This window comes from Nocardioides sp. S-1144, from assembly GCF_005954645.2.
In the GTDB taxonomy this organism is placed as follows: Bacteria; Actinomycetota; Actinomycetes; order Propionibacteriales; family Nocardioidaceae; genus Nocardioides; species Nocardioides dongxiaopingii.
In genome coordinates this window covers 4,053,676-4,065,100 of record NZ_CP040695.2, presented here as the reverse complement: position 1 = coordinate 4,065,100, position 11,425 = coordinate 4,053,676, and the positions used below count along the sequence as shown (strand labels likewise).

The window sequence follows — 11,425 nt, the reverse complement described above, 5'->3', positions numbered from 1 at the left end:
TCAGAGGCTCGGGACCGCCCGGCGGAGGTCGGCCGCGCGGGCCTCGACCTTGGGCACCAGGAACCGGGCCTCGGTGCCGTCGGCGGTCACGACGACCAGCCGCTTGCGCGGGAAGCCTCGTCGGGCAACTGCGACCGAGCTGATCTGGGCCAGGGGAGCGCGGTAGTGGACGCCGCCACCGAGCGCGCGTTCGAGGCCGTGCGGCTCGAACGACAGGGCCTCGGTGTCGAGGGTGAGGCGGCCGCCCAGCGCCCGCCACCCGCGGTAGAGGTTGGCGCGGACCTGCCACTGCGACGTGCCGTGCCCGCTCACCTGGACCGCCGGTCCTTCCCGCTCGGCAGAACCGCCCAGACCAGGCCCAGCGCGATCCCGACGCCCAGCAGCGCCCAGTTGTCGAGCAGCAGCGACAGGACCACCCCGATCGGTGCGCCGAAGGCGACACCCAGCGCGAGGCGGTTGTCCTCCTCCTCCTGCTCGGTGGTCCCAGGATCGTCGTCCGTCATGCCGTCCACCCTGCCAGCCACGGACGCCCACGCAAGTCGGTGCGGTCGACCCGGGCACACTGGCCGGGTGACGACACGAGGACTGGTCCTGGGCGGCGGCGGCGGCATCACGGGCATCGCCTGGGAGACCGGGCTGCTGTGGGGGCTCGCCGAGGCCGGCGTCGACCTGACCGACGCCGAGCGCGTGGTCGGCACGTCGGCGGGCTCGATCGTGGGTGCCCAGGTCACCAGCAGCACCCCCCTCGAGGAGCTCTACCGCCGCCAGCTGCTCGCGCCGGCCGAGCTCGGGGACGGCGGGGTGCCGCTCGCCTCGATCGGGCTCGGCGTGGTCGCGCGGTGGTCGCGCGGTTCGCCGGGGCGCTGCTGCGCTCGCGCGGCGACCTCGAGCGCTTCGGCCGGGTGCTCGGCGGGGCCGCCGTGACGGCGTCCGCGAAGGGGCGCACGCCGTCGGTCGAGGAGCGCTACGACCAGGTCGCCCAGCGCATCGGCGGGATCGAGTGGCCCGACCGCGACCTCGTCGTCACCGCGGTCGACGTGGCGACCGGCGAGCTGGCGGCGTTCGGGCCGCGCGGCTCGACGCCCGAGGTCCGCCTCGAGGACGCCGTCAACGCCTCCTGCGCGGTGCCGTGCGTCTACCCGCCGATCCGGATCGGCTCGCGCACCTTCGTCGACGGCGGCGTCCGGTCCGGGTCCAACGCCGACCTCGCCGCCGGCTGCGGCGTGGTGGTCGCGCTGACGCCGGTCGACCGGTCGGTCGGCCCGATGCACAGCGCCGCGCGGATCCTGGCCCGGATGGACGTGCCCCACCTTGTCATCACCCCGGACGCCGCCTCGGTCGCCGCCATCGGCCGGAACGTGCTCGACCCTGGGGCGCGGCCGCCCTCGGCGCGCGCCGGGTACGCCCAGGCGCGGGCGCACGTCGCCGCCGTCCGCGAGCTCTGGGGCTGAGCCCGCCCGACTCAGCCCCCGGTCGGGTGCCGGAGAGCGGTCAGCGCAGCGGGAGGCCGAGCAGGTCGACGATCCGGCGGGCCGCCGCCGTGGGCGACAGGTCGGTGTTGTCGACGCGGTGGTGCGGGGCGTCGAGCGGGAACGGCTGGTCGGGTCCGGTGCTCAGCCGGTACTCGCGACCCCACTCGAGGAGGTGGGCACGCTGCCACTCGACGTCGCGCTTGGAGGGCTTGGCCTCGAGCCGCAGCGGGGTGCCCTCGCGCCCGAGGCGGGTGTCGACGTCGGCGTACAGCTCCACGTGGTCGACCCGGCCCCCGGCCGCCAGCACCGGCGCGGTCAGACGCTCGACCGCCGCGGTGTCCTCGGCGACGTCGAGCGCCCAGACGTAGGTGAGGACGAGGCCCGGCAGCCCGCTCGCGAGGGCCTCCTCGACCACCCGGCGCCGGAACTCCTCCTTGAGCCGCTGGAACCCCGGGTCGTCCCACTCGAAGACCTCGAGAAGCGGCTCGATGGTCGCGTGGTTGTGGAACAGCCGGTACGGCGTCAGCCTGGCCAGCTCGCGCCCGACCGTCATCTTGCCGACGGCCTGCGGCCCGAAGAGGAACACGAGGTGCACGGGGCCACCCTGCCAGCGGGCCCGAGAGGCTGGAGCGGGGGCCGTCGTACAACCACGTACACGACGGCGTCCGCCCCGGCCGGTCCAGGCGGGGAGGTGCTCGTCGGGTTCCGTGGTGTACGTGCTTGTACGACGTGTCCCGGCCTCAGCCCTCGAGCGCGGCGACCGCCTCGGCGATCGACAGCGTGCGGCGGGCGGACTCGACGTGCAGGTTCTCCACCATCCGGCCGTGGAAGGTCACCACGCCCGACCCGGCGCCGGCCCCCCAGGCGGCGACCAGGCCGCGGGCGTCCTCGACGGCCTGCGCCGACGGCGCGAACGCCGCGTTGGCGCCGTCGACCTGCCCGGGGTGGATGAGCGTCTTGCCGTCGAAGCCCATCTGGCGGCCCTGGTCGCACTCGGCGAGGAACCCCTCGGTGTCCTTCACGTCGTTGTGGACGCCGTCGAGGACCGCGATGCCGGCGGCGCGGGCCGCGAGCAGCACGGTGTGCAGCGACGGGAGGATCGGCGCGCGGCCGGGCACGTGCTCGGCGTACAGCTCCTTGACCAGGTCGTTGGTGCCGAGCACCAGCACCGTGAGCCGCTCGGAGGCGCGCGCGATGGCCAGCGCGTCGAGGATCGCGGCGGGGGTCTCCACCATCGCCCAGAGCTTCGTGTGGTCGGGCGCGCCGGCCCGCTCCATCGCCGCGACCAGGCCCTGCACCGCGGCGGCGCTGTCGACCTTGGGGACGACGACCGCGGCCGGACCGGCGGCGCTGGCCGCCGCGAGGTCGGCGTCGTGCCACTCGGTGCCGATCCCGTTGACCCGGATCGTGACGGTGCGGCGGCCGTACCCGCCGGACGCCGCGGCCGCGCACGCGGCGTCGCGGGCGGCGGCCTTGGCGTCGGGCGCGACGGCGTCCTCGAGGTCGAGGATCAGCCCGTCGCAGGGGATCGACCGGGCCTTCTCGAGCGCCCGGGCGTTGGAGCCGGGCATGTAGAGGACCGAGCGCAGCGGGGTGAAGGCGCCCACGTCAGGCCTCCTCGCCGCTCGGGATGGCGTCGTAGGCCGCCCTCAGCTCGGGATCGATCGCCGCGAGCTGCTCGGCGAGCTCGACCATCACCAGGCACTGCTTGAGCGAGGCGTCGTCCTCCATCTTGCCGTCGAGCATGACCGCGCCGGTGCCGTCGCCCATCGCGGCGGCGACGCGCCGGGCGTGCGCGACGTCCTCGACGGAGGGGGAGAAGACACGGTTGGCGATGGCGATCTGCTTCGGGTGCAGGCTCCACGTGCCGACGCAGCCGAGCAGGAACGCGTTGCGGAACTGGTCCTCGCAGGCCACGGTGTCGGCGATGTCGCCGAACGGGCCGTAGTAGGGGTAGATGCCGTGCATCGCGCAGGCGTCGACCATCCGCGCGATCGTGTAGTGCCACAGGTCCTGCTGGTGCGTCGCGCGGGCCGCCTCGACCTGGGCGACGCCGAGCTCGTCGATCGGCGGGTCCTGGCGCACGAGGTAGCCCGGGTGGCCGCCGCCGACGCGGGTGGTCTTCATCCGGCGGTCGGCCGCGAGGTCGGCCGGGCCGAGCGAGAGGCCCTGCATGCGCGGCGAGGCGCCGCAGATCTCCTCGACGTTGGCGACGCCGCGGGCGGTCTCCAGGATCGCGTGCACCAGGATCGGCCGGTCGAGCCCGGCCCGGGCCTCGAGCTGGGCGAGCAGCCGATCGACGTAGTGGATGTCCTCGGCGCCCTGCACCTTCGGCACCATGACGACGTCCAGCCGGTCGCCGATCGCCGGCACCAGCGTGGTGAGGTCGTCGAGCGCCCAGGGGCTGTCGAGGGAGTTGATGCGGGTCCAGAGCTGGGTGGGACCACCGCCGCCGAGGCCCTCGGTCTCCTGGCCGATCCGCACCAGGCCCTCGCGGGCGGCGACCTTGTTGTCGGCCTTGACGGCGTCCTCGAGGTTGCCGAGCAGCACGTCGACGGTGCCGACCATGGCCGGGATCTTCGCGGCCATCTTCGGGTTGCTGGGGTCGAAGAAGTGGATCGCCCGGCTCGGGCGGAACGGGATCTCGGTCAGCGGCGTCGGTGCGCCGACCGCCAGCGGTCGGAAGAAGTCCTTGGCGCTCTGGGAGGCGGGCATGTCGCGGAAGTTAGCAGCCGTTCACCGCGCAGGGATATGACCGATCTCTCCCCGCGCGCCTCAGGAGCCGTCCCGCGAGCCCGGCCGCCGCTGCCACCAGCGCCGCGGTCGGGCCTCGGACGCCGCCTGCTCGGCGCGGGCGCGGGCCGCGGCCCGGCGCTCCGCGCGGCGCCCGGCCCAGGCCGCGACGGTCGCGTCGACGTCGCGCGGCATCGTCACCAGGGGCGGGCCCTCCGGCGCGCGGTACCGGGCGGCGACCACGCGCTGGTTGAAGTCGACCAGGACGCGGCGCACCTCGGCCTCGAAGGCGATCTTGTCGAGCCGGTCGTCGAGGTCGGCGTCCTCCTTGCGGAGCTGGACCGACATCGGCAGGACGGCGATGTTCTCGCGCTCGACGAGCTTCTTCAGCCACCAGTCGGGGTCGTGGTCGCCGCCGAGGCCCTCGATCGGCTTGCCGGCGCCGGGCAGGTCGTCGAACTCGCCGCGCTCCATCGCGCGCCGGACCTGCTCGTCGACCCACAGGTGCTGCTGGGCCATCCGCGCGGCCGCCGCGCTCCGTCCGGTGCGCACGTCGCGGCCCTCGACCTGCTCGTCCTTCTCGTCCACGTCGACCTCCGAGACTCTCCTCGCGCGGGGTCGGTGGTCTCCCCGCCCGACCAGTCTGCCCCGGGGCCGGGGAGATTCCCACCGCCGACGACCGTGGGGGTGAGGGCCGACGTCCTACGGTCGGGGCATGGAGCTGACCGAGATCGCCGTCCCCACCGGTACCGCGCAGGCCCACCTCGCCCGGCCCCCGGCCGGTGCCGGCCCGGGCGTGCTGTTCTTCATGGACGCGATCGGGCTGCGTCCGCAGATCGCGGCGATGTGCGACCGGATCGCCTCCTGGGGCTACGTCGTGCTGGCCCCGAACGTCTTCCACCGCGAGGGCGACGTCGACGCGGTCGGGCCGCACCGCGACCTGACCGAGCCGGGTGCCCGCGAGGAGTTCTTCGCCGCCGCCATGCCGCGCGTGGGCCGGCTCACCGCCGACCTGGCGGTGCCCGACATCGCGGCGTACGTCGCCGCCCTGCGCGGTCTCGAGGGGGTCGACGCCGGCCCGATCGGGGTGACCGGCTACTGCATGGGCGCCCGGCTCGCCGTCCGGGCCGCGACCGGCCACCCCGGCGACGTCGTCGCGTGCGGCGGCTTCCACGGCGGCGGCCTGGTCACCGACGAGCCCGACAGCCCGCACGCCGGGCTCGGGTCGGCCCGGGCCGCCTTCGTGTTCGGGCACGCCGACCACGACGGATCGATGCCGCCCGAGGCGGTCGCGACCCTGGGCGCGACGCTCGAGCAGCACGGGCTCGAGGCGACCAACGAGGTCTACGCGGGCGCGCCGCACGGCTACACGATGGCCGACACCGCGATGTACGACGAGGCCGCGGCCGAGCGGCACTTCGCCGCGCTGCAGCAGCTGCTCGCCCGCACCCTCCGGCCCGGCTCGTCACCGGCGGTCTGGTAGTCCTGGGGCACACCACGTCCCGGGAGAGATGCGATGCGCCGACGCAGCCAGTGCTGGAGGACGACCCTGGGCGCCGCGGTGGCCGCCGCGCTCGTCACGAGCGGAGCGCTGGTCGCTCCCGCGACCGCCGGACCCGCGACCGCCGAGCCCGCACCTCGTGGTGCCGCGGCGACGTCGGGGGAGGCCGCGCCGGCGCCGCCGCCCGGTCCCCGGCTGCGCCAGGCGCTGCGCCGCGTCGTCCGGGCCGGTGCCGTGGCGGCGACGTTCGAGGTGGTCGACCGCGGCGACCGCTCGGGTGGCTCCGCCGGGTCCGCCCGGCTCGCGCCCCGCCGGGCGGCGTCCGACCAGGCGCGCTTCCGGGCCGCGAGCGTGACCAAGCAGCTCACGGCCGTCCTGGCCCTGCAGCAGGTGCAGCGCGGCCGGTGGACGCTCGGGACGACGATCGGCGACGTGCTGCCGGGGCTGTGGCCGGCCCGGTCCGACGTCACGCTCGGCGAGCTGCTCAGCCACCGCAGCGGCGTGCCCGACTACCTGGCGGCGCTGGTGGCCGACGCCACGACGAACGCGAGGTTCCTCGCCGCGATCAGCCCGCGCCGCACCGACCGCGAGCTGGTGGGTGTCGCCAAGCAGCTGCCCTGGCTCTTCGAGCCCGGCACCTCGTTCGGCTACTCCAACACCGGCTACGTCATCGTCGGGCTGATGCTGCGCAGGGCCACCGGCCGCTCGCTCACCGCCCTCGCGCAGCAGCGGATCCTGCGGCCGGCGCGGATGACCGAGAGCACCTGGGCGGTCGGCCGGCGGATGCCCGCGCCGCGCCTGCGCGAGTACGCCGACCTCGGCGGACGCCGTCCGCTCGACCTGGGCTCGTTCAACCCGACCATGTTCTCCGCCGCCGGCGCGCTGCTCACCACCACGCGTGACCTGAACCGGTTCCAGGTGGCGCTGTCGCGCGGCCGCCTGCTCGCCCCGCGGCTGGTCGACACCATGCGCTCCACGGTCACCCGCGCCGACGACCCGGCCGGGATCGGCGTGGCCTACGGCTACGGCAGCTACCGGATCCCGGACCCGTGCCGGCCCGGGAGGTGGCTCTTCGGCCACGACGGCGCCTCGTTCGGCACGCACACGCTGTCGTTCAGCTCGCGCGACGGGCGCCGCCGGGTGACCGCCGCGCTGACCGGGCGGCAGTACGCCGACCCCGAGCAGCCCGCGTACGTCGCCCTCAACCGGCTGCTGGGCGCGGCGTTCGCCTCGACGTGCCGCGGCCCGGTGGCCGCGCCGGTGCCGTCAGCGCGGCCAGCCCCCACGACGGACGGACTCCTGCCAGGGCCGCCGCTCGCGCCGGCTCGGTGACCCCTTCGCGCCGCCCGGCCGGGGGTGGCCGACGGTGATGACGCCGACCGGGTCGTGGTCGGGCGGGATCGCGAACTCCTCGCGGACGTCGCCGGCGCGCTCCGGGACGACCCCGAAGAAGCAGGCGCCGAGTCCGGCGTCGGTGACGGTCTGCAGGATCAGCAGCGACGCCATGGCGGCGTCCATGTGCCAGAACGGGAGGGGCCAGCGGGCCTCGTCGCGGTCGGTCCAGCCCTTGTCGGGCTCGGCGTAGCGGTCGAGGTAGGCGTCCTTGCTGCTGCACGGGAGGATCACGACCGGCGCCCGCATCATGCCGGCGAGCCAGGGGTTCGGGTCGTCGACGTCGTCGCTGCTGGCCCGCCAGAACCGCTCGACGTCGGCCGGGGTGTCGAGGACGACGAACGCCCACCCCTGGCTGAAGCCGGCGCTGGGGGCCCGCGTCGCGTTCTCGAGGGCGCGGTCGATGATGGCGCGGTCGACCGGTTCGTCGGCATAGTTGCGCACCATCCGGCGGCGTCGTACGACGTCCTGGAACTCCATGCCCCGATCCTAGGGAGACGCCCGTGCCGGACCGTGCCGCCGACGACTTCGAGCGGATGTGGGCCGACCTCGCCCCGGTGGGCCGGGCGGCGACGTCGGGCGGCTACTTTCGTCAGCCGTTCGCCTCCGCCGAGCGCGAGCTGGCCGCCTGGTTCGAGGAGCAGTGCGCCGCCCGCGGCCTCCGGCTCGAGCGCGACCCGTTCGGCAACGTCGCCGCCTGGTGGGACCCGCCGGCGCCACCGGTCCCGGGCTCGGCGGTCCTCACCGGCAGCCACCTCGACTCGGTGCTCGACGGGGGCGCCTACGACGGCCCGCTGGGCGTGGTGTCGGCGCTGGCGGCGATCGACGTGCTGCGGGGTCGCGGGTTCGTGCCGGGCCGGCCGCTCGGGGTGTCGGTCTTCGTCGAGGAGGAGGGGTCGCGGTTCGGGCTGGCCTGCCTGGGCTCGCGGCTCGCGGTCGGCGCGACCTCCTGGGAGGACGCCCGGGCGCTCCGCGACCGCGACGGCGTCGCGCTGGGCGACGTCGTCCCCGGACCCGGGGCGGGCGAGCGCTCGACGCTGCTCGACGGCGTCGGCGCGTTCGTCGAGCTGCACGTCGAGCAGGGCCGCGGGCTGGTCGACCTCGACGAGCCGGTCGGGGTGGCCAGCGAGATCTGGCCGCACGGGCGCTACCGCTTCGACTTCGGCGGGGAGGCCAACCACGCCGGCAGCACCCGGATGGAGGACCGCCACGACCCGATGCTCACCTACGCGATGACGGCGCTCGCCGCGAACAAGCAGGCCCGGCTGGCCGGCCAGCGCGCGACGTTCGGGCGGATCGAGGTCGCGCCGAACGGCACGAACGCCGTCGCCTCCCGGGTCACGGCGTGGCTCGACGCGCGTGCCTCCTCCGACGCCGCCCTGGCCGACCTCGTCGCCGCCGTCGAGCGCCAGGCCGCCGACCGCGCCGACCGCGACGGCACCACGGTCACCGTGACGCCCGAGTCGGTGTCGGGCTCGGTCGGCTTCGACCTGACCCTGCACCTCGGTGGACCCGGCCACGACCGCTGGCCGGTGCTGCCGTCGCAGGCCGGCCACGACGCCGGGATCCTCTCGGCGGCCGGCATCGCGACCGCGATGCTGTTCGTCCGCAACCCCACCGGCGTCTCGCACGCGCCGGCCGAGTCCGCGGAGACCGCCGACTGCCTCGCCGGCGTCACCGCCCTCGCCGGCACCCTCGAGCGGCTGGCCCGGTGACGGTCCCGACGAGCAGCTACCTCCTCGAGCGGGCCTGGGTCGGCGGCGCGGTCCGCGACGACGTGCTGGTCGAGGTCGCGGACGGCCGGTTCGCCTCCGTCACCCCCGGTGCCACGTCGCCGGACGCCGTCCGGCTGGCCGGCCTGACGGTCCCCGGGCTGGCCAACGCCCACAGCCACGCCTTCCACCGCGCCCTGCGCGGGCGCACCCAGCGCGGTCGGGGCACGTTCTGGACCTGGCGCGAGCAGATGTACGCCGTCGCCGAGCGGCTCGACCCCGACTCCTACCTCGCGCTCGCGACCGCGGTCTACCGCGAGATGGCGGCGGCCGGGACGACGACGGTGGGGGAGTTCCACTACCTGCACCACCAGCGCGACGGGACGCCGTACGACGACCCCAACGCGATGGGTCACGCGCTGGTCGAGGCCGCGCGCGTCGCCGGGGTCCGGCTGAGCCTGCTCGACACCTGCTACCTCAGCAGCGGCTTCGGCGCTCCGGTGGAGGGCGTGCAGCGGCGCTACTCCGACGGCGACGTCGACGGCTGGGCCGAGCGGCTCGCCCGGTTCGAGCCGGACGGCGACCACGTCCACGTCGGCGGCGCGTTCCACTCCGTCCGGGCCGTGGCGCCGCGCGACATGGCCCGGTACGCGGCCAACCCCCTGCACGTGCACCTGAGCGAGCAGCCGCAGGAGAACCAGGACTGCCTCGCCGTCTACGGCGCCACCCCCACCCGGCTGCTCGCCGACCACGGCGTCCTCGGGCCGCGCACCACCGTCGTCCACGCCACCCACCTCACCGACGAGGACGTCGACCTCCTCGGCAGCACCCGCACCCACGTCTGCTTCTGCCCCACGACCGAGCGCGACCTCGGGGACGGCGTCGGCCCCAGCCGCGAGCTCCGCGACGCCGGCGCCCGGCTCACCCTCGGCTCCGACAGCCACGCCGTGATCGACCCGTTCGAGGAGATGCGTGCCGTCGAGCTCGACGAGCGGCTCGCCTCACGCCGCCGCGGCACCTGGACGACGGCCGACCTGCTCGCCGCCGCGACCGTCACCGGCCACGCCAGCCTCGGGTTCGCCGACGCCGGCGCCCTCGCCGTCGGGCAGCGCGCCGACCTGGTCACCCTCGACACCACCAGCGTCCGGACCGCCGGCACCGGCGCCGACGAGCACACCGCCGTGTGGGCGGCCGGGGCCGCCGACGTCGTCTCGGTCGTCGCGGACGGCGTGCTGCTCGACCTCGACCGCGAGGGCGTGGGCCGCGACCTCGACCGCACCATCAGGAGCCTTCTGCCATGACCAGCACCCTGATCACCGGCATCGCCGAGCTGGTCACCAACGACCCGGCCGCCCCCGACCTGCTCGGCGCGGTCGAGCACGCCGCCCTCGTCGTGGAGGGGACGACGGTCGCCTGGGTCGGTCGCGCCGCGGACGCCCCGGCCGCCGACGCCGCGGTCGACGTCGGCGGCCGCGCCGTCCTGCCCGGCTGGGTCGACTCCCACTCCCACCTGGTCTTCGCCGGCGACCGGGCCGCGGAGTTCGAGGCCAGGATGACCGGGACGCCGTACGCCGCCGGCGGCATCCGCACCACGGTCGCCGCCACCCGCGCCGCCACCGACGAGCAGCTCACCGCCCACGTCGGGCGGCTGGTCGCCGAGATGCGCCGCCAGGGCACCACGACCGTCGAGATCAAGAGCGGCTACGGGCTCTCGGTGCACGACGAGGCCCGCAGCCTCGCCGTCGCGCGCCAGTTCACCGACGAGACGACGTTCCTGGGGGCGCACGTCGTCCCGGCGGACGCCGACCCCGACGCCTACGTCGCCCTCGTGACCGGCCCGATGCTGACCGCCGCGGCGCCCCACGCCCGGTGGATCGACGTCTTCTGCGAGCGCGGCGCGTTCGACGCCGACCAGGCGCGCGCCGTCCTCGCCGCCGGCGCGGCCGCCGGCCTGCGCGGGCGGCTGCACGCGAACCAGCTCACCCAGGGCCCCGGCGTGCGGCTGGCGTGCGAGCTCGGCCTGGCCGCCGTCGACCACTGCACCTACCTCGCGGACGCCGACGTCGCCGCCCTCGCCGACAGCGGCACCGTCGCGACCCTGCTGCCCGGCGTCGAGTTCTCCACGAAGCAGCCCTACCCCGACGCCCGCCGCCTGCTCGACGCCGGCGTCCACGTCGCCCTGGCCAGCGACTGCAACCCGGGGTCGTGCTTCACCAGCAGCCTGCCGTTCTGCATCGCGCTCGCGGTCCGCGAGATGGGGATGACGCCCGCCGAGGCGGTGCACGCGGCCACCGCCGGCGGTGCCCGCGCCCTCGACCGCGACGACGTCGGCCACCTGACGCCGGGCGCCCGCGCCGACCTCCTCGTCCTCGACGCCCCCAGCCACCGCCACCTCGCCTACCGCCCCGGCGTGCCGCTGGTCACCAGCACCTGGCTCGGCGGCCGGCCCCTCTGGTGAGCGCGGGGGCGATCGAGTGGCCCCACGCGCGCAATTGCCGAAGCTGGCTCAGTTCGCGTGCCCCGAACTGAGCCAGGAGCGGCAATTGCACGCCCGGGGCCGGCCGCGCTCAGACCACCACCACCGCCGGGACCAGCCCGCCAGGACGGCCGACGGG

General features: G+C 75.8%; 14 protein-coding genes. 7 read left to right on the top strand and 7 right to left on the bottom strand.

The genetic code is table 11. The annotated features are described in order from the left end of the window. The gene (locus FE634_RS19170; protein ID WP_137294024.1) at positions 1–312 is read right to left on the bottom strand and encodes a hypothetical protein; all 312 of its coding nucleotides are present in this window, start codon (positions 310–312) and stop codon (positions 1–3) included. Beyond that, entirely contained in the window at positions 309–503 is a 195-nt protein-coding gene (locus tag FE634_RS19165; RefSeq protein WP_138876798.1) for a DUF4337 domain-containing protein, read from the bottom strand. The genes FE634_RS19170 and FE634_RS19165 overlap by 4 nt, the downstream gene beginning before the upstream one ends. A gap of 67 nt (positions 504–570) precedes the next feature. On the opposite strand from FE634_RS19165, the gene FE634_RS21425 reads away from it, so the two are divergent. Further along, positions 571–924, top strand: coding sequence for a patatin-like phospholipase family protein (locus FE634_RS21425; protein ID WP_222847623.1), 354 nt, complete (start codon positions 571–573; stop codon positions 922–924). Continuing rightward, a complete protein-coding gene (locus FE634_RS21420) occupies positions 840–1,451 on the top strand; it encodes a patatin-like phospholipase family protein (RefSeq protein WP_222847622.1) in 612 nt (203 codons plus the stop codon). The genes FE634_RS21425 and FE634_RS21420 overlap by 85 nt, the downstream gene beginning before the upstream one ends. 40 nt (positions 1,452–1,491) lie before the next feature. On the opposite strand, the gene FE634_RS19155 is transcribed toward FE634_RS21420, so the two are convergent. The 4 genes from FE634_RS19155 to FE634_RS19140 form a co-directional block, all read right to left on the bottom strand. After that, on the bottom strand, positions 1,492–2,067 hold the full coding sequence (locus tag FE634_RS19155; protein ID WP_137294021.1) for a DEAD/DEAH box helicase family protein: 576 nt from the start codon (positions 2,065–2,067) through the stop codon (positions 1,492–1,494). Positions 2,068–2,212: 145 nt separating this feature from the next. Then, positions 2,213–3,043: an HpcH/HpaI aldolase/citrate lyase family protein gene (locus FE634_RS19150; protein ID WP_138877244.1), complete on the bottom strand. Its 831-nt coding sequence runs from the start codon at positions 3,041–3,043 to the stop codon at positions 2,213–2,215. Positions 3,044–3,080: 37 nt separating this feature from the next. Continuing rightward, a complete protein-coding gene (locus tag FE634_RS19145) occupies positions 3,081–4,187 on the bottom strand; it encodes an HpcH/HpaI aldolase/citrate lyase family protein (RefSeq protein ID WP_138876796.1) in 1,107 nt (368 codons plus the stop codon). Positions 4,188–4,247: 60 nt separating this feature from the next. Beyond that, positions 4,248–4,793 (bottom strand): DnaJ family domain-containing protein, encoded by a 546-nt coding sequence (locus tag FE634_RS19140; protein ID WP_262347496.1) that lies wholly within the window; start codon positions 4,791–4,793, stop codon positions 4,248–4,250. Positions 4,794–4,920: 127 nt separating this feature from the next. Here FE634_RS19140 and FE634_RS19135 point away from each other — a divergent pair, with 127 nt between their 5' ends. Both FE634_RS19135 and FE634_RS19130 read left to right on the top strand, forming a co-directional pair. Further along, on the top strand, positions 4,921–5,688 hold the full coding sequence (locus tag FE634_RS19135; protein WP_137294019.1) for a dienelactone hydrolase family protein: 768 nt from the start codon (positions 4,921–4,923) through the stop codon (positions 5,686–5,688). A 33-nt stretch (positions 5,689–5,721) separates the two neighbouring features. Continuing rightward, complete coding sequence (locus FE634_RS19130) at positions 5,722–7,038, top strand: serine hydrolase domain-containing protein (RefSeq protein ID WP_148240882.1); 1,317 nt, start codon at positions 5,722–5,724, stop codon at positions 7,036–7,038. Here the strand turns inward: FE634_RS19130 and FE634_RS19125 are convergent. Then, positions 6,973–7,578, bottom strand: a complete 606-nt coding sequence (locus FE634_RS19125) for a nitroreductase family protein (protein WP_138876794.1) — start codon at positions 7,576–7,578, stop codon at positions 6,973–6,975. The two genes, FE634_RS19130 and FE634_RS19125, sit on opposite strands and share 66 nt — an antisense overlap. 23 nt (positions 7,579–7,601) lie before the next feature. Between FE634_RS19125 and FE634_RS19120 the strand changes: the two genes are divergently transcribed. Genes FE634_RS19120 through hutI form a run of 3 tightly spaced genes read left to right on the top strand, consistent with a single transcriptional unit; the run spans position 7,602 to position 11,268 of the window. Then, positions 7,602–8,813, top strand: coding sequence for an allantoate amidohydrolase (locus tag FE634_RS19120; protein ID WP_281283801.1), 1,212 nt, complete (start codon positions 7,602–7,604; stop codon positions 8,811–8,813). Then, the gene (locus FE634_RS19115) at positions 8,810–10,111 is read left to right on the top strand and encodes a formimidoylglutamate deiminase (protein WP_137294016.1); all 1,302 of its coding nucleotides are present in this window, start codon (positions 8,810–8,812) and stop codon (positions 10,109–10,111) included. The genes FE634_RS19120 and FE634_RS19115 overlap by 4 nt, the downstream gene beginning before the upstream one ends. Next, positions 10,108–11,268, top strand: a complete 1,161-nt coding sequence (gene hutI, locus FE634_RS19110) for an imidazolonepropionase (RefSeq protein ID WP_138876793.1) — start codon at positions 10,108–10,110, stop codon at positions 11,266–11,268. The genes FE634_RS19115 and hutI overlap by 4 nt, the downstream gene beginning before the upstream one ends. Positions 11,269–11,425: the final 157 nt, after the last annotated feature.

Coding starts and splice junctions, on each gene's coding strand:
- FE634_RS19165 (WP_138876798.1), bottom strand. CDS start 503: ATGACGGACGACGATCCTGGGACCACCGAGCAGGAGGAGGAGGACAAC.
- FE634_RS19150 (WP_138877244.1), bottom strand. CDS start 3,043: ATGCCCGGCTCCAACGCCCGGGCGCTCGAGAAGGCCCGGTCGATCCCC.
- FE634_RS19145 (WP_138876796.1), bottom strand. CDS start 4,187: ATGCCCGCCTCCCAGAGCGCCAAGGACTTCTTCCGACCGCTGGCGGTC.
- FE634_RS19135 (WP_137294019.1), top strand. CDS start 4,921: ATGGAGCTGACCGAGATCGCCGTCCCCACCGGTACCGCGCAGGCCCAC.
- FE634_RS19130 (WP_148240882.1), top strand. CDS start 5,722: ATGCGCCGACGCAGCCAGTGCTGGAGGACGACCCTGGGCGCCGCGGTG.
- FE634_RS19125 (WP_138876794.1), bottom strand. CDS start 7,578: ATGGAGTTCCAGGACGTCGTACGACGCCGCCGGATGGTGCGCAACTAT.
- hutI (WP_138876793.1), top strand. CDS start 10,108: ATGACCAGCACCCTGATCACCGGCATCGCCGAGCTGGTCACCAACGAC.